The organism is Candidatus Zixiibacteriota bacterium (genome assembly GCA_035574315.1).
Classification (GTDB): Bacteria; Desulfobacterota; Binatia; order UBA9968; family UBA9968; genus DATLYW01.
In genome coordinates this window covers 29,799-48,796 of record DATLYW010000031.1, presented here as the reverse complement: position 1 = coordinate 48,796, position 18,998 = coordinate 29,799, and the positions used below count along the sequence as shown (strand labels likewise).

Annotated in this window: 21 protein-coding genes; all 21 read left to right on the top strand. The window is 68.2% G+C overall.

Going from position 1 to position 18,998, the window contains the following annotated elements:
• Positions 1 to 69: 69 nt before the first annotated feature.
• The 21 genes from VNN77_10465 to VNN77_10365 all read left to right on the top strand — a co-directional run bounded on the left by VNN77_10465 (position 70) and on the right by VNN77_10365 (position 18,986).
• On the top strand, positions 70 to 603 hold the full coding sequence (locus VNN77_10465) for a hypothetical protein (protein ID HXG51816.1): 534 nt from the start codon (positions 70 to 72) through the stop codon (positions 601 to 603).
• Positions 604 to 677: 74 nt separating this feature from the next.
• On the top strand, positions 678 to 1,271 hold the full coding sequence (locus VNN77_10460; GenBank protein ID HXG51815.1) for a hypothetical protein: 594 nt from the start codon (positions 678 to 680) through the stop codon (positions 1,269 to 1,271).
• Positions 1,272 to 1,333: 62 nt separating this feature from the next.
• Positions 1,334 to 2,047: a flagellar basal-body rod protein FlgF gene (flgF, locus tag VNN77_10455; GenBank protein HXG51814.1), complete on the top strand. Its 714-nt coding sequence runs from the start codon at positions 1,334 to 1,336 to the stop codon at positions 2,045 to 2,047.
• Between the two features lie 14 nt (positions 2,048 to 2,061).
• Complete coding sequence (gene flgG / locus VNN77_10450; GenBank protein HXG51813.1) at positions 2,062 to 2,850, top strand: flagellar basal-body rod protein FlgG; 789 nt, start codon at positions 2,062 to 2,064, stop codon at positions 2,848 to 2,850.
• Between the two features lie 3 nt (positions 2,851 to 2,853).
• Positions 2,854 to 3,561, top strand: coding sequence for a flagellar basal body P-ring formation chaperone FlgA (gene flgA, locus VNN77_10445; protein ID HXG51812.1), 708 nt, complete (start codon positions 2,854 to 2,856; stop codon positions 3,559 to 3,561).
• The gene (locus VNN77_10440; GenBank protein ID HXG51811.1) at positions 3,561 to 4,271 is read left to right on the top strand and encodes a flagellar basal body L-ring protein FlgH; all 711 of its coding nucleotides are present in this window, start codon (positions 3,561 to 3,563) and stop codon (positions 4,269 to 4,271) included. The genes flgA and VNN77_10440 overlap by 1 nt, the downstream gene beginning before the upstream one ends.
• 40 nt (positions 4,272 to 4,311) lie before the next feature.
• Entirely contained in the window at positions 4,312 to 5,478 is a 1,167-nt protein-coding gene (locus VNN77_10435) for a flagellar basal body P-ring protein FlgI (protein HXG51810.1), read from the top strand.
• A gap of 8 nt (positions 5,479 to 5,486) precedes the next feature.
• A complete protein-coding gene (locus tag VNN77_10430) occupies positions 5,487 to 6,221 on the top strand; it encodes a peptidoglycan DD-metalloendopeptidase family protein (protein ID HXG51809.1) in 735 nt (244 codons plus the stop codon).
• Positions 6,222 to 6,319: 98 nt separating this feature from the next.
• On the top strand, positions 6,320 to 6,643 hold the full coding sequence (gene flgM, locus VNN77_10425) for a flagellar biosynthesis anti-sigma factor FlgM (protein HXG51808.1): 324 nt from the start codon (positions 6,320 to 6,322) through the stop codon (positions 6,641 to 6,643).
• Positions 6,643 to 7,128: a flagellar export chaperone FlgN gene (flgN, locus tag VNN77_10420; GenBank protein HXG51807.1), complete on the top strand. Its 486-nt coding sequence runs from the start codon at positions 6,643 to 6,645 to the stop codon at positions 7,126 to 7,128. The genes flgM and flgN overlap by 1 nt, the downstream gene beginning before the upstream one ends.
• 6 nt (positions 7,129 to 7,134) lie before the next feature.
• A complete protein-coding gene (gene flgK, locus VNN77_10415) occupies positions 7,135 to 8,526 on the top strand; it encodes a flagellar hook-associated protein FlgK (GenBank protein HXG51806.1) in 1,392 nt (463 codons plus the stop codon).
• Positions 8,527 to 8,533: 7 nt separating this feature from the next.
• Positions 8,534 to 9,442 carry a flagellar hook-associated protein FlgL gene (flgL, locus tag VNN77_10410; GenBank protein ID HXG51805.1) on the top strand — a complete coding sequence of 303 codons (909 nt, stop codon included), beginning with the start codon at positions 8,534 to 8,536 and terminating at the stop codon, positions 9,440 to 9,442.
• 9 nt (positions 9,443 to 9,451) lie between these two features.
• Complete coding sequence (gene csrA, locus VNN77_10405) at positions 9,452 to 9,706, top strand: carbon storage regulator CsrA (protein ID HXG51804.1); 255 nt, start codon at positions 9,452 to 9,454, stop codon at positions 9,704 to 9,706.
• Complete coding sequence (locus tag VNN77_10400; GenBank protein HXG51803.1) at positions 9,660 to 10,148, top strand: flagellar assembly protein FliW; 489 nt, start codon at positions 9,660 to 9,662, stop codon at positions 10,146 to 10,148. Before csrA ends, VNN77_10400 begins: the two co-directional genes overlap by 47 nt.
• Positions 10,149 to 10,414: 266 nt before the next feature.
• A complete protein-coding gene (gene pseB, locus VNN77_10395; GenBank protein ID HXG51802.1) occupies positions 10,415 to 11,413 on the top strand; it encodes a UDP-N-acetylglucosamine 4,6-dehydratase (inverting) in 999 nt (332 codons plus the stop codon).
• Positions 11,403 to 12,632 (top strand): UDP-4-amino-4,6-dideoxy-N-acetyl-beta-L-altrosamine transaminase, encoded by a 1,230-nt coding sequence (gene pseC, locus VNN77_10390; protein ID HXG51801.1) that lies wholly within the window; start codon positions 11,403 to 11,405, stop codon positions 12,630 to 12,632. Before pseB ends, pseC begins: the two co-directional genes overlap by 11 nt.
• Entirely contained in the window at positions 12,586 to 14,160 is a 1,575-nt protein-coding gene (gene pseG, locus VNN77_10385) for a UDP-2,4-diacetamido-2,4,6-trideoxy-beta-L-altropyranose hydrolase (protein ID HXG51800.1), read from the top strand. The genes pseC and pseG overlap by 47 nt, the downstream gene beginning before the upstream one ends.
• Entirely contained in the window at positions 14,144 to 15,247 is a 1,104-nt protein-coding gene (gene pseI / locus VNN77_10380) for a pseudaminic acid synthase (GenBank protein HXG51799.1), read from the top strand. The genes pseG and pseI overlap by 17 nt, the downstream gene beginning before the upstream one ends.
• Positions 15,234 to 15,926 carry a class I SAM-dependent methyltransferase gene (locus tag VNN77_10375; protein HXG51798.1) on the top strand — a complete coding sequence of 231 codons (693 nt, stop codon included), beginning with the start codon at positions 15,234 to 15,236 and terminating at the stop codon, positions 15,924 to 15,926. The genes pseI and VNN77_10375 overlap by 14 nt, the downstream gene beginning before the upstream one ends.
• Entirely contained in the window at positions 15,910 to 16,950 is a 1,041-nt protein-coding gene (locus VNN77_10370) for a Gfo/Idh/MocA family oxidoreductase (protein ID HXG51797.1), read from the top strand. The genes VNN77_10375 and VNN77_10370 overlap by 17 nt, the downstream gene beginning before the upstream one ends.
• Entirely contained in the window at positions 16,929 to 18,986 is a 2,058-nt protein-coding gene (locus tag VNN77_10365; protein ID HXG51796.1) for an aminotransferase class III-fold pyridoxal phosphate-dependent enzyme, read from the top strand. Before VNN77_10370 ends, VNN77_10365 begins: the two co-directional genes overlap by 22 nt.
• Positions 18,987 to 18,998 lie beyond the last annotated feature (12 nt).

The window sequence follows — 18,998 nt, the reverse complement described above, 5'->3', positions numbered from 1 at the left end:
AGCCGGAAAAGGGAAAGCTCGTCGATATTCGCGCCTGACGGCGAACGAACGGGCGGAAAGGAGCCGACGATGGAAACCGAGTGGATTTTGCTGGCGAGTGTCGCCCTGTTGCTCAGGGTGTTGGTGCTGGCCCGAAGGAGCCGAAGCCTCCAGCTGCACGCCGGGGGGTGTTGCGCGCGGCTGGAGGAAGCGATCGGCAGGATGGAGCGGATCCACGAGGGGTTCGCCCGAGCTCTTGCGGCGCAGAACGGCCGGAACCCGGAGCCGAAGAGCGGGATGTCGGCGGAGCCCTACGCCGCTCGCGGCAATGATTACGAGGCCGCGGCATTGCTGCTTGCAGCCGGCCAGTCCGCAGCCCGAGTAGCCTCGCTCCTCGGTCTGCCGGTGGAGGAAGTGGAGTGCGTCCGCGAGCTGCGCCGGATCGGCGCGCAGGAGAGAAAAGCCGACGCGGGCCGCAGGGTCGGAGGAGGAAGGCGACGCGGAGCCAAAGCGCCGTCGCGCCGGACGCGCCGTCCCGCTAAGCCGATTCTGCTCACCGAGGTCGTCGCCTCCGCCGCGGCCGCAAAAGAGTGCGACCCCGGGTTGAACGGTGCCGCTGCCTAGTCGGGGGCCGGAGGCGGTGCGGCGAGCGCCAAGGACAGACAGATAGCAGATGTTCAACGGACAAGGAGGCCGTCATGTTCGGTAGCGCAATTGCGATAGCGGTCGTTCTGTTACTGGTCTCGTTTCCGCTCTGGCTGGCCGCGCGCGGGCGGCTCGGGCACATGCGCGAGAAGCGAGACGAGGGTCTTGCTCGTCTCGCCGAGGTCGTGCGCAGCGCCGAAGCGACGAACGAGGCCTTTTTTCGCTCCCTCGAGCTGGTGCAAAAAAACCTCGAATCGCTTCTGGCCCGTGCAGAGAGCGCCGAGCAGAGGCTTCGCAATCTGATGCTGCAGCCGGGGACAGAAAAAAAAGAGCGATACACGGCGGCGGCGCTGCTGCTCGCCGAGGGACAGCCGCCCGAGCGCGTCGCCTCGATGCTGAATCTCCCTCTGCCGCAAGTCGAGGTTGTGCGCGACCTGCAGAGGATCGCGGGCAGGGGAAAGGTCAAAGCGGCGCCGCCAAGGACGGCCAAGGAGCCGCCCGCCGAGATCGAGGAGCGGTCCAAATTTGCCGGCTGGGAAAAAAGTTCCCCGCAGCCGATCGCCGTCGTCGAAGCGATCAGGAACGCGGCGCGGCGCTCGCCGCTGGCCGGCGCCGCCGTGCCGCGCCTCGACGGTTTGAGCGTCTAGATCGGCGAGCGCGAGCCGGGAGCCGGTCGCCCGGGTACGCTTATTGCACCCAAGGAGGAAACATGGACGCGGCAACTTATAAGGCGCTTTCGGCGTCGGTGACGCAAATGCGCCGGCTGGAGATCGTCGCCCAGGATCTGGCCAACGTCGGTACCCCGGGGTACAAGGGCCAGCGACTCGCCTTCAGCGAGGTTCTGGCGGAGCGCGTGCCGCCGGACAACCGGGCGGGAGGATTCGTCGCGGTGGCCGGGGAACGAACGAACCTCGGTCAGGGGGAGATGCAGCGCACCGCCGATCCGTTCCACCTGGCGCTGGAGGGCGACGGGTTTTTCGTCGTCGCCACGGCCCGCGGAGAGCGCTACACGCGCAACGGGAGCTTTACGGTCAAATCCGACGGGACGCTCGCGACAGCGCAGGGCGATGCGCTTCTCGGTGAAGCCGGTCCGATCCGCGTCACCGGAGCGGTGCTGGAGGTGCTGGCGGACGGCACCGTGCGCTCGAGCGAAGGCGAGGTCGGCAGGCTCAGGATCGTTCGCTTCGTCGACCCCCGTCAGGCGATCAAGGAAGGAAACAGCCTGTTCCGCTCTGCCGCGGCCAACGTCGTCCAGCTCGCCGAGCCACGGGTCGTGCAGGGGAGCCTGGAGCTTTCAAACGTGAATCCCGTCGATGGAATGGTCTCGCTGATCGCGATCAACCGCAATTTCGAGAGCTATCAGCGGGCGATGAAGCTGATGGACGGCGCGACGGAAAAAATGATCAGCGAGGGAACGCGTTAAGAAAGGAGCGATTTATGCGAGCGCTTTGGACCGCTGCCACGGGCATGCACGCCCAGCAACTCACGCTGGACGTGATCGCCAATAATCTGGCGAACGTCCAGACTGCGGGTTTCAAGCGAAGCCGGGTCGATTTTCAGGATCTGGTTTACGAAACCCTGCAGGCCCCGGGAGCCGCGGCCGCGCAGGGACAGGAAATCCCATCGGGGTTCCAGGTGGGACACGGCTCGCGCGCGGTGGCCACGCAGCGCCTGTTCATCAAGGGCGACCTGCAGCAGACGGGCAACAGCCTCGATCTCGCCATCGAAGGCGAGGGTTTTTTCCAGGTGCAGCTGCCGGGCGGGGAGACGGCTTACACCCGCGCCGGAGCATTCAAGAAGAACAGCGAAGGTCGGCTCGTGACCGCCGAGGGCTTCACGCTGCAACCGCCCATTACCATCCCCGCCGACGCCATCAGCGTGACCGTGGGAGTGGACGGCACCGTTTCGGTCACTCAGGCCGGGCAGACGCAACCGCAGCAGGTCGGGACCATCGAGCTGGTCCGATTCGTCAACCCGGCGGGCCTTTCGAGCCAGGGGCGCAACCTTTTCCTGCCGACGCAGGCTTCGGGCGACGCCGTTCCCGGCACTCCGGGACAGGACGGGCTGGGCACGTTGCTCCAGGGTTTCATCGAAAGCTCGAACGTCAACGTGGTCGAGGAGATGGTCGGACTCATCACCAGCCAGCGGGCCTACGAGATCAACTCGCGCGCGATCCGCACGGCGGACGAGATGATGCAGACCGCCAATAACCTGATTCGGGGCTAGCGGATGGGAGCCGTAAAGTCGATTGCGCTCTTCTGCTTTCTCGCCGCGGGGCTGCCGGCCGCTGCGGCCGACAGCCGGCAGCTTTTCAGCCGCGCCGCCGTCGAGCCGGCCGTGCGCCGGCACGTCCTGGCCTTGGGCGGCTGGGACGCCGAGAACGTGGAAGTGCGCGTGGTGCCGTTCCCGCCGGTGCCGTTGCCGGCCGGTGTTGCGAGCTATCGCATTCTTCGCCCCAGCAAGGGAGTCGGACCGGGCACGCGGAATTTTCTGGTGGCAGCGGAGGTCGGCGGCCGCGAGGCGGCGCGCCTCTGGGTCAAGGCCGACATCCGTATCTTCGAGACCGTGGTGGTCGCATCCCGGCCGCTGGCGCGCCGCGAGGTGCTCAAGGCCGGCGACGTCCACCTCGCTCGCCGCGAGCTCTCCTCGCTCTCGTCCCTTCCGTTCACGCGCCTCGAGGACGTGATCGGAAAGCAAGTCGGCCGTCCCATCGAGATCCACGAGATCGTAACGGCGAACGCGCTCGACCGGCCGACGCTCGTGCGCCGCGGCGCGGCCGTCGTCATGGTGTTCGAGACCGGGAGCCTGAGAGTCGAGACGGCCGGGGTCGCGGAAGAAGCCGGCAAAGCCGGCGAGCTGATCCAGGTGCGCAATCCGACTTCGGGAAAAACGCTTCGCGCCGTGGTCGTCGACGGCCGCACCGTGAGGGTCAATTGATGCGCTCGGCAGCTTTTCTTGTCCTCGTCTTCTCTTTGCTGGGCTGCGCCCCGGCACTGCAGAAGCGCTTCTTCCCCAGGCCGACGGCGCCGGAAATGGCGCGGGAGGTCGACCGGCTGAGCCAGACCGAGGTCGCCGCGCAGGCGCAGCAGTCGGTTTCCCCGGGCTCGCTCTGGCCGGAGGACGATCGCGTTTTCTTCTACGCCGACAAGAAGGCGCTCCGCGTCGGCGACATCGTCACGATCCGGATCGTCGAGAGCGCGGAGGCGAGCAACACCGCCGACACAGATCTCTCGCGCAGCTCCTCGGCGAACGCCAGCTTGAGCGCGTTTTTCGGGCGCAAAAAATTCCTGAACCTCTTCAAGCTGGGCGAGGATCTGCTCACCGCGAGCTCGGAGAACAGCCATCAGGGATCGGGCTCCACCACGCGCAGCGGGCAGCTCGTCGCCACTATGACCGCGGTCGTACGCGATGTGCTGCCCAACGGCAACCTGGTGGTCGAGGGAACGCGCGAGGTCCTGGTGAACCACGAGCAGCAGTTCATCACTCTGACGGGAATCGTGCGCCCGCAGGACATCAGCCGGGACAACACCGTGCTCTCCACGCAGGTGGCCGACGCCAATATCAGTATCGGTGGCCTCGGCGTGGTGGCGGACAAGCAGCGCTCGGGCTGGGGCACTTGGATTTTCGATTTCATCTGGCCGTTTTGACGGCGGGCCGTAATCAGTGAGCGGGGAGCCGGGGATAGGCATGAAGAGTCAAATTGCGGATTTACGATCGAGCGAACCGCGAGGGTTGCGTGCCGCGCCCGCCGCCGTTCTGTCGTGTGTTTCGTTCTTGATTGTTCATTTGCTGTGCTTTCCGGCTGGCGCCGCGCGCCTGAAGGATCTCGCGCGCGTGGAGGGCTTCCGCGCGAACCAGCTGTTCGGTTACGGCCTGGTGGTCGGGCTCAACGGTACGGGCGACCGGCAAAACACCGAGTTCACCGTCCAGACGCTCGCGAACCTTTTGCAGGAGTACAACATCCGCGTCAATCCGGACGATGTGCGGGTGAAAAACGTCGCCGCCGTGATGGTGACCGCCGAGGTGCCGCCTTTCACTCAGCCCGGAACTCGGCTGGACGCGTTGATCTCCTCGGTCGGTGACGCTGCCAGCCTTTCCGGCGGCGTGCTGCTGCTCACCCCGCTCAAGGGGCCGGACGGCAAGGTGTATGCCGTGGCGCAGGGGCCGGTGAGCCTCGGCGGCGGCTATACCGCGCAAGGCGTCGGCGCCAAGATCACCAAGAACCATCAGACCAGCGGGCGCATCACCGCCGGCGCGCTGCTCGAGCGGCCGATCGCCTCCCGGATCGTCGGCGCGGATGGAAGGGTCAACATTCATCTCGAAAAACCGGATTTCACCACCGCAATGCGCATCGCGGAGGCGCTCAACCGCTCGGCCCTGCGGGCGAGCGCACGGGCGCTCTCTCCCGGAGTGGTGGCGGTCTGGATTCCCGAGGCCCGGCGCGACAACCCGATCGAGTTCCTCGCGGCGCTGGAGGAGATCGAGGTGGTGGCCGACTACCCGGCCCGGATCGTGGTGAACGAACGGACGGGAACGGTGATCATCAGCCGTAACGTGCGCATCGCGCCGGTGGCGGTGGCCCACGCGGGACTGCACATCACGGTCAAGACCGAGCAGCGCGTGTCGCAGCCGAACCCCTTCGGCCGCGGCCGGACCGCGGTGGTTCCGGACACTACCGTCACCGTCAGGGAAGAAAGCCGCCAGCTGGTGGAGCTACCCGGCGGCCCCGGAGTCTCGCTCAGCGAGCTGGTGCAGGCCTTGAACTCGCTCGGCGTCACTCCCCGCGACTTGATCGCGGTTTTCGAGGCGCTGCGCGAGGCGGGGGCCTTGCCGGCCGAGCTGGTGGTGATGTGAGGGATCGCATGAACGGCGCGGCAACCGGCAAGCCGGGACGACTGGCATTCGAAAACGCTCTGACGCCGAGCGCTCGCGAGGCAAACGCGGCGGCGCGGCAGAAGGCGGTCCGGGAGTTCGTGGCTCTTCTCTATCACGAGGTGTTGAAAGCCATGCGCGCGGCTTCGGAGCAGCAGGGATTCGTCGAAAGCGAATCGCTGCCCCGCGACTTCTACACGGCCATGATGGACGCCGAGATCGCGCGCGTGGCCGCGCGGCGGGACGCCACCGGGCTCTCGCGTGCCGTGGAACGGGCCTTGGGACCGGCCCGGGCGGTTCGCACCGAGCCGCCGCAGGCGCCGCTGAGCGGCACAGTCTCGTCGCCGTTCGGCTGGCGCGCCGATCCGCTCGACGGCAAGACGCGACTCCATCACGGCGTCGATATCGCCGCTCCGGCCGGGACGCCGGTCCGGGCGGCTGCGGGCGGCAAGGTGACCTTCAGCGGCCGTTTGGCGGGCTACGGCAACGTGGTGGAAGTCGATCACGGCGGGGGTCTTGTCACCCGCTACGGCCACAACGCCGAGAACCTCGTGGTCGCGGGGGACAGGGTAAGGGCGGGAGAAGCCATCGCCCTGGTCGGAAGCAGCGGCCGGGCAACCGGCCCGCACCTCCACTTCGAGGTGCGCAGGAACGGAGCCCCGGTCGATCCGCGGGATCTGCTGGACGGGGGAGTGAAGGGGAGCAGGCTCGACTCCCTGATATGACGCGAAAGACTTGGAGAGGGACGGAAACGGCCGCCTGCGGTCTGCTCGGCTAAAGAAAAAGCCCGGGTCGCCGATGCTGCCTATACAAGGAGAAGTCCATGAAAGTTTCCGATAAGGGATTGCCGGACGCCGGTCTTCGCGCGCTCAAGAACGAAAAGCCCGCCCGCATTCCGTCGCGCGCCGGCGGGACGGCGGTCGTCTCCGGGCAGGAGCCGGCCAGGGTGAGCATATCGCCGACCGCGCGGCAGTTGCAGCAGGTGGCGGAGCTGGCTCGCCGCGGCGATGAGATACGCGCGGCGCGGGTCCAGGAGATCAGGGCGAGGATCGAGCAGGGAAGCTACGCTGCGGACAGCAGGGCGGTCGCCGAAAGCATCTTGCGCAGCGAAGTGGCGCGGCTGCTCGGGGAACCCGGGGGAGTCTGATGAACCGGTTACTGGAGGAGCTGGCCGACGTCCTGGAAGAGGAAATCGCCGTCGGCGAGGAGCTCCGCCGGAATCTACAGGCGCAACAGCGGGCGCTCGCCGAGTGGGACGTTGCGGCGCTTCTGGAGCGGATCGCGGAACGGGAGCCCTGGCTGAACAAGCTGAGCGCCCTCGAGCAGAGTCGTGCCGCCCGGATGGCCACTCTCCAATCTGCAGGGTCCCCAACGCTTGCCACGCTGATCGCAACGCTTCGGCCAGGCGCGCCGGAAACCTTGCGCCTGCGCGAGCTCGGTAACCGTTGTCGGGCGGTTTTTTCGCGCCTCAAATCCGACGAGCATTACCTGCGAGACGTCATGGAAATCCTGTGCAGCCATCTCGAGGAGGCTCTGCGTCCGGTGCACGAGCCGCCGTTCGCCCTCTATCGCGAAACCGGCTCCGCCGAGCGCGCCGCAGGCGCGCCGGCCCTCATTCGGAGCAAGGCGTAGCCGGCCATGAGCATCACGGCGACACTGTCCCTGGCCGCGGAGGCCTTGAAGGCTCAGCAGGTCGCGCTGCAAACCACGGGACACAATATAGCGAACAGCGCCACCCCGGGCTTTTCCCGACAGCGGGTCCAGTTCGTCTCCGAGACTCCCGCCTTCGAGGGCGGGATGCTGGTCGGCCAGGGAGTCAACGTCGCCGCGATAACGCGCATCGTCGACCGTTTTGCTGAAGCGGAGCTGCTCGGGCTGCACGGCAACGTCGGCTACAGCGAGCCGCAAAACCGGGCGCTCGCCGCCATCCAGGAAGCTTTCCCGCTTTCCGGCGGCGTAGCCGGCGCGCTCGGCGAGTTTTTCGCGGCGTGGTCGGATCTCGCCAACCATCCTGCCGGCACCGCCGAACGCGTGGCCGTCGTCGCGAAGGCGCGCGCTCTCGGCGAGAGCCTGGCACAAACGCGGGAGGTCCTGATTTCGAGCCAGCTCGATCTCGATCAGGAGGTCACGGCAGCGGCGGCTCGGATCAATATTCTCGCCGCGCAGATCGCCGAGCTGAATGCGCGCGTCACGGCGAGCGAAGCCGGCGGGCAGACCGCCAACGACCTTCGCGACCAGCGCCAGACCCTGCTCCAGGAGCTGATCGGGCTCACCGGCGCGACTGCGCGGGAAGAAGCCGACGGCCAGATCACGGTGGAGGCGAGCGGGCTGCTGCTCGTCGGCGGGGCGCGCTACGCCTCGCTCGACACCAGCGCCGCCACCTCGAACGGCTTCCGCGCGGTCAGCTATCGGAGCCCCGAGGGGACGAGCTTCGACGCAACCGCCATTTTGAGCGGCGGCACGATCGGCTCGCTGATCGACGCGCGCGACGTGGGAGTGCAGGACGTCATCGACCGGCTCGATAGCTTCGCGCAGGCGCTGGTGGAGCAGATCAACACGCAGCACGCGCTCGGCTACGACCTGACCGGGGCCTCGGGGGGAGACTTCTTCGAGCCTCTCGGCACGCTCCCGGGTGCCGCCGCCAGCGTGCGCGTCAGCGTCGGGGTCGCCGCCGACCCCCGGCTCATCGCCGCCGCTGAGGATCCCGCGGCCGTGCCGGGCGACAACCGTAACGCCCTGGCGATGCTCGGGCTGCGGGATTCGACGCTGCCCGCTCTGGGCGGGCTCACCCTGGAAGATCATTTCTTCTCGCTCGTCGGCGATGTCGGGGCGCGGGCCGAGGCGGCCCAGGCGCGGCTCGAATTCCAGCAGACGCTGCTGGCCCGGGCGCAGGAGCGGCGTGAGTCGGTGTCCGGCGTGAACATCGACGAGGAGATGACCAAGCTGATTCAGTTCCAGCGTGCTTTCGAAGCGGCTTCCGTGCTGCTGCGCACGGCGGACGAAATGTACGAAGTCCTGATCAAGCTGTGAGGCGGCGATGCGTGTGACGCACCAAATGCTTTCGGCGCAGGTCATCGACAGCCTGCAGAGCGCGTACCGGCGGCTCGCCGCCGCCCAAGAGGCGGCCGCCAGCGGCCGGCGGATCAACCGCTTGTCCGACGATCCGCTCGGCGCGGCCCGGGCGCTCTCCGTGCGTGCCGTCGAGCGCTCGCTCGAGCAGTACGAGAAGAACCTCGACACGGCGATGCCGCTGCTCGAGCAGGCCGACAGCATCCTCGAGGCAGTGGGCGACCGCCTGGTGCGCGCCAAGGAGCTCGCCCTGGCCATGGCCAACGTCACCAACTCGTCCGAGCAGCGCCTGGCTGCAGCGATGGAGGTCCGGGAGATCTTGAATCAGCTGTTGAGCCTCGCCAACACCAAGATCGAAGGCCGTTTCATTTTTGCCGGCTTCGCCAACGGCGCTCCGCCGTTCGTGTCATCCGGCGTCGCGGTCTCCTACGCGGGCGACGCCGGCGAGATCATGGTCCCGGTGAGCGCCGATCGGTCGCTCGCGCTCAACGTTCCGGGCGACCGGATCTTCCAGGGCGCGGGGTCGGCTTCGGGCGTCGATATTTTCGACGTCTACCTCGACCTGGAGAGCGCCCTCCAGAACAACGACACCGACGGCGCCGACGGAATCCGCGCGCAGCTCGGCCGCCTGGACGCGGCGATCGAGCAGATCCTGCGGTTTCGAGCGGAGATCGGCGCGCGCCTCAACAGCGCGCAGGCGGCGAAGGACGCGGCCGCCCTGATGAAGCTGCAGTGGCGCGAGCGCCGCTCCGAGATCGAGGACGCGGACGCGGTGGCGGCCTACTCGGATTTCGCCCGTTATCAGGCCGCGTTCCAGGCGGCGCTCCAATCCGCGGCGCGGACGCTGCAGCCGAGCCTGCTCGAGTTTCTCCGCTGAGGCGGCGCGATGTTGATCTTGAGCCGCCGGCCGGGCGAGAGCGTCGCCATAGGCGAGGATATCGTGGTCACCGTGCTGGAGGCGAGCGGAAATCAGGTGCGTCTGGGAATCAGCGCGCCGCGGGCGGTGCCGGTGCTCCGGGAGGAAATTTACAAGGCCATCAAGGAAGAGGTTCGCGCCGCGGCGGACGCGGCCGATCCTGGCAGGAGGCTCGACGATGCTCTCAGACGATACCGAGACAGTGGGGGCGAGCGTGCCCGATGACGGGAGCGCAGAGCCGGTCCAGTCGACCGCGGCGGCGGCGGCCGGGCTGGCCGGAAAGGAGCTGCTCTTTCCCCTAGGCCTGCTCGGGTTCCCGGACTGTCGCCGCTACCGGCTGGCTCGCTTTCGCGACGGCGACGGCGCCGACTCGCCGTTTTTCATGCTGAACGCGCTCGATCACGATCTCTCGTTTCCATTGATCGCACCCGAGTCGGTCGGCCTCGACTACCGTCCCGCCGTCGGTCGCGACGCGCTGGCCGCCCTCGGGGCCCGGTCGGCGCGCGACCTGGTCGCGCTGTTGATCGTCACCGTGCGCGACCGGCTCGAAGAGATCACGGTGAATCTCCAGGGACCCCTCGTGGTGCATCCAGCGACGGCGCGCGGCCTTCAGCTCGTGGCGGAGGACTATCCGCTCCGCCATCCCCTGATTGCCGGCGTGCGCTGACGCGCGGACGATTTTGCCGCCGGGAAAAACCGACCCGTCGCGAAAAGGCCGCACCTGAGCGGCGCGACCGCAAAGCCGCATGGACCTCGGCCTCGGCGGGCGACACCGCTCGTGGCTCGGACTTTGCACGTTTCGCCGATCGGCTCTTGCGAGAGCGAATTCGGCGCCGGGAGACGTCAAACGTTGGACGGGCCGCCAACAGGCCGACGCGCGAGCGGCGCGGGTCGAACGGGCGGCGAGCCGCGGCGCGGGGGTCGAGGAAGGATATGACAGGGAAGTTGCCGGTGCTCAAGGACAAGGTCGTGCTGGTGACGGGCGGGACGGGCTCCTTCGGCAAGCAGTTCGTCGCCACCGTGCTGCGCGAGGGCGCGCCGAAGAAGCTGATCGTCTTCAGCCGCGACGAGCTCAAGCAGTTCGACATGCGCCAGCAGTTCAGCGAGGAGCGTCACCCGTGCATGCGCTACTTCATCGGCGACGTGCGCGACCGGGAACGGCTCTATCGCGCCATGGACGGCGTCGACATCGTCATTCACGCCGCGGCCCTCAAGCAGGTTCCGACCGCGGAATACAACCCCCTCGAGGTGATCAAGACGAACGTCCTGGGCGGGGCGAACATCATCGATGCGGCGATCGACCGCAACGTGGAAAAGGTGATCGCGCTCTCCACCGACAAGGCGGCCAACCCGATCAACCTCTACGGTGCGACCAAGCTCTGCTCCGACAAGCTCTTCGTCGCGGCCAACGGCTACTCCGGCCGCCACGGCACGCGTTTCAGCGTGGTGCGCTACGGCAACGTTCTCGGCAGTCGAGGAAGCGTGATTCCGCTCTTTCGCGAGCGGCGGCGCACGGGAGTCCTGCCCGTGACCGACCCCAAGATGACCCGTTTCTGGATCACGCTGGAGCAGGCGGTGCAGTTCGTTTTGTCGTGCCTTGAGCGGATGCGGGGAGGGGAGATCTTCGTTCCGAAGATTCCCAGCATGAAGATCGTCGATCTGGCGCGCGCGCTCGCGCCGGAGTGCCGTCTGGAGGTCGTCGGCATCCGCCCCGGGGAGAAGCTGCACGAGACGATGGTACCGGAGGACGACGCCCGCAATACCGTGGAGTACGAGGATTGCTTCGTGATCTACGCGCAATCGGTCAACGGCAACGGCCGGCGGAACGGCGGCCGGCCTTGCCCCGAAGGATTCCGCTACAGCAGCGACACCAACTCGCGCTGGCTGACCGTGGAGGAGCTGCGACAGCTGGTGGGCGGCCATGACTCGTGAGCTCGCTATCGAGGGCGGATCTCCGGTGCGCCGACGCCTGCTGCCCTACAGCCGCCAGAGCGTCGATGAAAGCGACACCCGCGCGCTCGTCGAGGCGCTCGGCTCGGACTGGCTGACCACCGGCCCGCGCGTCGCCGAGTTCGAGCGCGCCTTCGCCGCGTTCACCGGGGCCGCCGAGGCGGTGGCGGTTTCGAGCGGCACGGCGGCCCTGCACGCCGCGATGCACGCCATCGGCGTCGGGCCGGGCGACGAGGTGATCGTGCCGGCGCTCACGTTCGCAGCGAGCGCCAACTGCGTGGTCTACCAGGGCGCAACCCCGGTCTTCGCCGACGTCGAGGCGGATACGCTCCTGATCGATCCCGAGGACGCCGCGGCCAGGATGACGTCGCGCACGCGGGCCATCGTTGCCGTCGACTACGCCGGGCAGCCGTGCGACTACCGGCGGTTGCGTGCGCTCGCGGAGCGCTGCGGCATAGCACTCGTGGCCGACGCCTGTCATTCGCTCGGCGGCGCCTGCGACGGGGCCGCAGTCGGGACGCTTGCCGACCTCAACTGCTTCAGCTTGCACCCGGTCAAGGCGATGACCACCGGCGAAGGCGGCATGATCACGACCGCAAGCGCCGAAGCCGCGGTGCGCATGCGGCGCTTTCGGAATCACGGCATCGCGGGAGACCATTTCCAGCGGGACCGCCAGCGTACCTTCCGCTACGAAATGGTCGAGATCGGCTATAACTACCGCCTGAGCGACCTGCAGTGCGCGCTCGGCATCAGCCAGCTCGGCCGTCTCGCCGATTGGGTGGAGCGGCGGCGGGCCATCGCGCGGCGCTACGACTTCGCGTTCGCCGCCCTGCCGGGGGTGCGGCCGCTCGCGGTCCGGCCGGGCGCGGAGCACGCTTATCATCTCTACGTGATCCGGCTGGAGCCGGAATGGCTCGGCGCCGATCGGGAGCGGATCTTCGCCGCGTTGCGCGCGGAAGGCATCGGCGTGAACGTCCATTATCTCCCGGTTTACCTGCATCCTTTTTACCGCCGCCGCTTCGGGACCGGACCCGGGCTCTGCCCGCGCGCGGAAGCAGCGTACGAGACGATCCTTTCCCTGCCGATCTTCCCGGCGATGAGCGACCAGGACGTCGCCGACGTCGTGGAGGCCGTGTGGAAGGTGGCCACGTCCTATGGAAAAACCGGCCAGCGAGTTGCCGATTTTGGTGCTGCGCGCTGACGCCGATCCCGGGCAAGGGAGCGGCCATGTCATGCGCATCCTGGCGCTCGCGCACGCCTGGCGCGAGCGCGGCGGAACGGTCCACTTCGTGAGCGTCCGCCCGGCGCCGCCGCTGCTCCGGCGCATGGAGCGGGCCGGGGCGCGCGTAACGGTGATCGACCATCCCAGTCCCGCCCGGGGCGATCTCGACGCAACGCGCGCGCTCGTGGAGCGGGTCGGCGGCGGGTGCCGGCCGTGGGTAGTGCTGGACGGCTACCATTTCTCCTCCGAGTACCAGAGAGAGCTCAGAAGCACGGGGTGCCGTCTTCTAGCGATCGACGACAACGCTCATCTGGCCCGCTACCACGCCGACATCGTGCTCAATTACGGATTGCACGCGCCGCGGCTCGAGTACTGCGCCGCCGCGGACTGCTGGCGCTTGCTCGGGACGCGCTACGCGTTGCTGCGGCCGGAGTTTGCGGCGTGGCGCCGATTTGTCCGGACTACCGCCGGGGCCGCAAGGAAGGTCCTGGTCACCCTGGGAGGGGCAGACGCCGACAACGTCTCGGCCAAGGTGATCTCCGCCCTCGGGATTCTCTCCGTCCGCGGGCTCGAGGCCGAGATCGTCACCGGACCTCTCAATCCCAACCTGGAAGCGTTGCGCCAGGCCGCTGCCTCGATCCCCGGCGCGCGCGTGCGCGCCGATGTTGCCGACCTGGCGCCGATGATGGCCTGGGCGGACGTCGCGGTCGCCGCGGGGGGCTCGACCGTCTGGGAGCTCGCCTTTTTGCAAACCCCCGCGCTGTTGCTGGAGCTCGCACCCAATCAGGCCGCGGCGGCCGCGGCGCTCGCCGAGTTCGGGGCCGCGGATTTTCTCGGGCCGGCAGAGGAGCTTTCCGCCGGCGACATCGCGGCGTGCCTCGACGACCTCCTGCACGACCCGCGGCGCCGCCGCCGGATGGCCGTGCGGGGAAGGGTTCTGGTCGACGGCCTCGGGACGTCGCGCGTGGTCGCGGCAATGGAGGAGCGGGAGCGGGCACCGAGGGGAGAGCTTTTGCTGCGGCGCGCAACGGCCTCCGACGCGCTCCTGCTTTGGCAGTGGGTGAACGATCCCGTGACCCGGCGCAACTCTCTCAGCACCAAGCCGGTCCCGTGGAACGAGCACCAGGCCTGGTACTCGGCACGGCTCGCCTCGCCCGACTGCCGGATCTGGATCCTGCAGGCCGGCGAGCTGCCGGTCGGCCAGGTCCGCTACGAGCGGACGGGCGCCGGCGCGGCGCGGCTGAGCTTTTCCGTGGCGCCCGGATTTCGCGGCCGAAGCTTCGGCACGAGGCTGCTCGAGTCGACCTGCGAGCAGGCGGCGCGCGAGCTGGGGGCCCGCTGGATCGAAGCGGTAGCGCTGGCGGACAACGAAGCGTCGCGACGGGCGCTTCTCAAGGCCGGTTTTCTCCAGGCCGGACAGAAAACCGTCGCGGGGCGCCTGTGCGTGGTGTTTCGGCGATCGGCCGGCGCCCGTTCGATGGAGCAGGATCATGCCAGAAGCTGTTGAAGTCGGCCGCCGACGCATCGGCCCCGGCGAGCCGGTCTACATTGTCGCCGAAATTTCCGCCAACCACGGCCAGAGCTTCGAGCAGGCCGCGGAGCTGGTGCGCGCCGCCAAAGCCTGCGGCGCGGACGCCGTGAAGCTGCAGACCTTCACGCCGGATACACTCACCATCGACTGCGACGGCGAACTTTTCCGCATCCGTGGCACGCCGTGGGACGGCCGCACGCTTTACGATCTCTACGGCGAGGCCTACATGCCGTGGGACTGGCAGCCCCGCCTCAAGAAGATCGCGGACGGGCTCGGGCTGGACCTCTTCTCGACGCCTTTCGACGCGAGCGCGGTCGATTTTCTCGAAGCGATGGGCGTGCCAGCGCACAAGATCGCGTCGTTCGAGAACTGCGATCCCGCGTTGCTTTGCAAGGCCGCCGCGACCGGAAAGCCGCTCTTCGTCTCTACCGGAATGGCGACGCTCGCCGAGATCGACGAGATGGTGCGAGCCGTGCGCGGCGCCGGCGGCGCGCAGCTCGTGCTGCTCAAGTGCACGAGCGCCTATCCGGCGCCGCCCGAGGAGATGAACCTAAGGACGATTCCACACCTCGCCGAGGCGTTCGGCGCGCCCGTCGGCCTTTCGGACCACACCCTGGGCATCGCCGTTCCGGCGGCGGCGGTAGCCCTGGGTGCTTGCGTGGTGGAGAAGCACTTCACGCTGTCGCGCGCGGCGGGCGGCCCGGACAGCTCCTTTTCGCTCGAGCCGGAAGAATTCAAGGCGATGGTCGAGGCGATCCGGGTCGCCGAAAAGGCGCTCGGCTGGGTCCATTACGGCTTGAGCGCCGGGGAAACCCAGAGCAGGCTCTTTCGCCGCTCGCTCTTCGTCGTGCGCGACGTCGCGGCGGGGGAGCGTTTCACCACCGAGAACGTCCGCTCCATTCGACCCGGCCACGGTCTGCACCCGCGCCATCTGCCGGAGATTCTCGGCCGCAGCGCAACGCGCGACATCCGGCGCGGGACACCGCTTAGCTGGAAGCTGGTGGGCGGGGAGCGGAACGCGGCCGGCGAACCGGCGCGGAGGAGGGCTCGTGCAGCAGGATAGCTTGTTTGCGCTCGGAGAAGGCGACCGCTGGTTTGCGCGCAACCGCGCCGCCCTGCGGAATTTCGACCCCGGAGCCGATCTGCCGCTGCGGTTGCTGGAACTCTACGGTCTCGGGCCGCGCTCCGTTCTGGAGATCGGCGCCGCCGACGGGTTCCGGCTCGCCGAGATCCGCGCGCGCACGGGCGCGCGGGGGGTGGCGGTGGAGCCGTCGGCGCGGGCGGCAGCCGAAGGCAGGGCGCGCTTTCCCGACATCGAGTTCGTCCGCGGCATCGCCCATGCGGTGCCGCTCCGGGGCGCCTTCGATCTCGTGATCGTCAATTTCGTCTTTCACTGGATTTCGCGCGCGAACCTTTTGCGGGCAATTGCGGAGGTCGACCGGCTCGTGGCCGACGGGGGAAGCCTGATCCTGGGAGACTTTCAGCCGTCCAACCGTTTTCAGATACCGTATCATCACCTTCCGGCAAGCGAGGTCTACACCTTCAAGCAGGATTACGCTGCCTCCTTTCTCGCCTCCGGCCTGTACCATCCGGTGTGCCTGCTCACGAGGGGCCACGGCGCCAGGCGCCTCCAAGCCGGCGTGGCCGAAGACCAGCGGATCGGCGCCTGGCTGCTCCACAAGGCCGAGCAGGGCCACTACGCCCGTCCGGATCTCGGCGAAGCCCATGCGAGCGAACGGTAGAACCATTCCGCAACGGTTTCTGGTCCTCGGCTGCGGCTCGATCGGCAAGCGCCACATCCGCAACCTTCGGGCTCTCGGGGCGCGCGAGATCGTCGTGTTCGATGTCGCGCCCGCACGCCGGGGGGAGGCGGCGGCCGCCTTCGGCGTCAAGGCCGTCAAGAAGCTGGAGGAGGCTTGGGAGGAGCGACCCGCGGCGTGCGTGGTCGCGGTCCCGACGGCGTTTCACGTCGAGCTTGCCCTCGAGGCCGCGCGCCGGGGAATCCATTTGTTCATCGAGAAGCCGCTTTCACACACGGCGCGGAACGTCGACCGGTTGCTGGCGGAGGTGCGCCGGAGGGACATCGTCACCCTGGTGGGCTGCAATCTCCGCTTCCACCCGGGATTGAGCCAGGTGAAGCGGCTGCTCGCGAAGGAGGCCGTCGGGCGGGTGGCGGCGGCCCGGATCGAGGCCGGACAGTACCTGCCGGACTGGCATCCCGGCGAGGATTACCGCCGAGGCTACAGCGCGCGGCGGGCGCTCGGCGGTGGCGTGATCCTGGATGCGATCCACGAGATCGACTACGCGCGCTGGCTTCTGGGCGAGGTGACGGCGGTGACCGCCATGGCTGCGAAGCTCAGCCGCCTCGAGATCGACACCGAGGATGTGGCGGCGCTGCTGCTCCGTTTCGCCGGAGGAGCGCTGGGTGAAATTCACCTCGACTACATTCAGAGGGCTTACAGCCGGACGTGCCAGATCATCGGCGACGAGGGCACGATCCGCTGGGATTATACCGCCGGAGAGGTGCGCTGGTATTCGGCACGCAGCGGCCGCTGGCGGCTGTTCTCCAATCCGCCCGGCTGGGAGCCCAATCGCATGTACCTCGACGAGATGGAGCATTTCCTTCGCTGCCTCGAGCGCAAGGAAAAACCGGCTCTGGACGCGTTTGAAGCCGCGCGAGTGCTCGAGATCGCGCTCGCAGCCAAGATCGCCGCGCGGCGAGGCGTGCGGGAAAGGAGCGGAACGTGCAGCCCAGGGGCGTTCTAGCGATCGTGCAGGCCCGCATGGGATCGCGCCGGCTGCCCGGCAAGACGCTCGCCGATATCGAAGGCGAGCCGATGCTCGCTCGAGTGGTGGCGCGGGTCGGGCGCGCTCGACACGTCGACGGAATCGTGGTGGCGACCTCGAGCGCGCCGTCCGACGACGCCATCGCGGATTTCTGCGAGCGGCGGGGGCTCGATCTCTTTCGCGGCAGCGAAGCGGATGTGCTGGACCGCTTCTATCGCGCGGCGCGGGCACGCGGCGCCGACGCGATCGTGCGCGTCACCGCCGACTGTCCCCTGATCGATCCGGAGGTGATGGACCGCGTGATCGCCGCCTATCTCGCCGGCGATTGCGACTATGCTTCGAACACGATCCTTCCGACCTACCCTGACGGGCTGGACACCGAGGTCTTTTCTTTCGCGGCCCTGGAGGCCGCGTGGCGGGAAGCGCGCTTTCCCGCCGAGCGCGAGCACGTCACGCCGTACCTGCGCTGCTCGGGACGTTTCCGCCTGCGCAACGTGGAATGCGAGCACGGCCGAGAGCTCGCCCGGCAGCGCTGGACGGTCGACGAGGCCGGCGATCTGGAGTTCGTGCGGGCGATCTACGCTCGGCTCGGTCCGGGCGCCGATTTCGGCTGGCGCGACGTCCTGGCGGCGATGGACGCCGATCCCTCGCTCGCCCGGGTGAACGGCGGGGTCCGCAACGTCGGCTATTACCGATCGCTCGCGCGCGAGCCGGCGATGCCAGCGAAGGCGCGAGCGATCGAGAAGTCGCTTCGGCTCAAGCGCAGAGCGGAAGCGTTGATCCCGTCGTGCTCGCAGACCTTCAGCAAGGGGCCGTCGCAGTTCGTGCAAGGGGTCGCGCCGGTGTTTCTCGCGCGGGGGCGAGGCAGCCGCGTCTGGGACGTGGACGGTAACGAGTACATCGATTACCCGATGGGGCTCGGGCCGGTCGTTCTCGGCCACGACTATCCCGTCGTGACCGAGGCGGTCATCCGCCAGCTCCGCGGCGGCACGGCCTTTTCGCTGCCGCATCCGCTCGAGCTGGAGGTCGCCGAGATCCTCACGGAGCTCGTGCCCTGCGCCGAGATGGTGCGCTTCGGCAAGAACGGCTCCGACGTCACGGCCGCGGCGGTCCGGGTGGCGCGCGCCTATACCGGGCGCGATCGCGTCGCCTGCTGCGGCTATCACGGCTGGCAGGATTGGTACATCGGCACCACGACGCGTCGCCGCGGAGTGCCGAAAGCGGTGCAGGAGCTGACCCTGACCTTCGAATACAACAACCCGGAGAGCCTCGCCCGCTGCTTCTCCGAGTACCCCGGCGAGATCGCCGCCGTGATCATGGAGCCCGTCGGCGTGCAGGAGCCCGCGAGCGGTTTCCTGCACGACGTTCAGGCGCTGGCGCGGCGCCACGGCGCGCTCTTGATCTTCGACGAGGTGGTCACAGGCTTCCGCGTCGCGCTCGGCGGGGCCCAGCAGCGCTACGGCGTCATTCCCGATCTCGCCTGCTTCGGCAAGGCGATGGCCAACGGCTTTCCCCTTTCCGCGATCGTCGGGCGGGGCGACGTGATGCGGCTGTTCGACGAGGTGTTTTTCTCCTTCACCTTCGGCGGCGAAGCCGCATCGCTGGCGGCGGCCAAGGCGACGATCGGCGAGCTGCGGCAAAAAAACGTGATCGCCCACCTCTGGGAGCAGGGCCGCAGGCTCAGGGACGGCTATCGGGTGCTGGCTCGGGAGTACGGCATGGAATCGTCGACGGACTGTCTCGGCTTGCCGCCGCACACGGTCGTGGTGTTTCGCGACGCGGACGGCAGCGAGTCGCTGGCGATGAAGAGCCTCTTCATGCAGGAATGCTTGAAGCGCGGCGTTCTCTTTTCCGGGGTGCAAAATATCTGTTTCAGCCATACGCCCGCGGACATCGACGCCACACTGCGGGTGTACCGCGCGGCGATGGAGATCCTGGCCGACGCGGTCGAGCGCGGGAACGTACGCGAGCGGCTCGAAGGCGCGATGGTCGAGCCGGTCTTCCGCAAGCCTTAGCCGGATCTGGAG

What these genes read in the sequence shown, in the direction of transcription:
- flgK (HXG51806.1), top strand. Translation starts at nt 7,135, where the DNA reads ATGAGCATCACGGCGACACTGTCCCTGGCCGCGGAGGCCTTGAAGGCT.
- csrA (HXG51804.1), top strand. Translation starts at nt 9,452, where the DNA reads ATGTTGATCTTGAGCCGCCGGCCGGGCGAGAGCGTCGCCATAGGCGAG.
- VNN77_10460 (HXG51815.1), top strand. Translation starts at nt 678, where the DNA reads ATGTTCGGTAGCGCAATTGCGATAGCGGTCGTTCTGTTACTGGTCTCG.
- pseG (HXG51800.1), top strand. Translation starts at nt 12,586, where the DNA reads ATGGAAAAACCGGCCAGCGAGTTGCCGATTTTGGTGCTGCGCGCTGAC.
- pseC (HXG51801.1), top strand. Translation starts at nt 11,403, where the DNA reads ATGACTCGTGAGCTCGCTATCGAGGGCGGATCTCCGGTGCGCCGACGC.
- flgM (HXG51808.1), top strand. Translation starts at nt 6,320, where the DNA reads ATGAAAGTTTCCGATAAGGGATTGCCGGACGCCGGTCTTCGCGCGCTC.
- flgN (HXG51807.1), top strand. Translation starts at nt 6,643, where the DNA reads ATGAACCGGTTACTGGAGGAGCTGGCCGACGTCCTGGAAGAGGAAATC.
- VNN77_10465 (HXG51816.1), top strand. Translation starts at nt 70, where the DNA reads ATGGAAACCGAGTGGATTTTGCTGGCGAGTGTCGCCCTGTTGCTCAGG.
- VNN77_10435 (HXG51810.1), top strand. Translation starts at nt 4,312, where the DNA reads ATGAAGAGTCAAATTGCGGATTTACGATCGAGCGAACCGCGAGGGTTG.
- flgL (HXG51805.1), top strand. Translation starts at nt 8,534, where the DNA reads ATGCGTGTGACGCACCAAATGCTTTCGGCGCAGGTCATCGACAGCCTG.
- flgF (HXG51814.1), top strand. Translation starts at nt 1,334, where the DNA reads ATGGACGCGGCAACTTATAAGGCGCTTTCGGCGTCGGTGACGCAAATG.
- pseB (HXG51802.1), top strand. Translation starts at nt 10,415, where the DNA reads ATGACAGGGAAGTTGCCGGTGCTCAAGGACAAGGTCGTGCTGGTGACG.
- VNN77_10430 (HXG51809.1), top strand. Translation starts at nt 5,487, where the DNA reads ATGAACGGCGCGGCAACCGGCAAGCCGGGACGACTGGCATTCGAAAAC.
- flgA (HXG51812.1), top strand. Translation starts at nt 2,854, where the DNA reads ATGGGAGCCGTAAAGTCGATTGCGCTCTTCTGCTTTCTCGCCGCGGGG.
- pseI (HXG51799.1), top strand. Translation starts at nt 14,144, where the DNA reads ATGCCAGAAGCTGTTGAAGTCGGCCGCCGACGCATCGGCCCCGGCGAG.
- flgG (HXG51813.1), top strand. Translation starts at nt 2,062, where the DNA reads ATGCGAGCGCTTTGGACCGCTGCCACGGGCATGCACGCCCAGCAACTC.
- VNN77_10400 (HXG51803.1), top strand. Translation starts at nt 9,660, where the DNA reads ATGCTCTCAGACGATACCGAGACAGTGGGGGCGAGCGTGCCCGATGAC.
- VNN77_10440 (HXG51811.1), top strand. Translation starts at nt 3,561, where the DNA reads ATGCGCTCGGCAGCTTTTCTTGTCCTCGTCTTCTCTTTGCTGGGCTGC.
- VNN77_10370 (HXG51797.1), top strand. Translation starts at nt 15,910, where the DNA reads ATGCGAGCGAACGGTAGAACCATTCCGCAACGGTTTCTGGTCCTCGGC.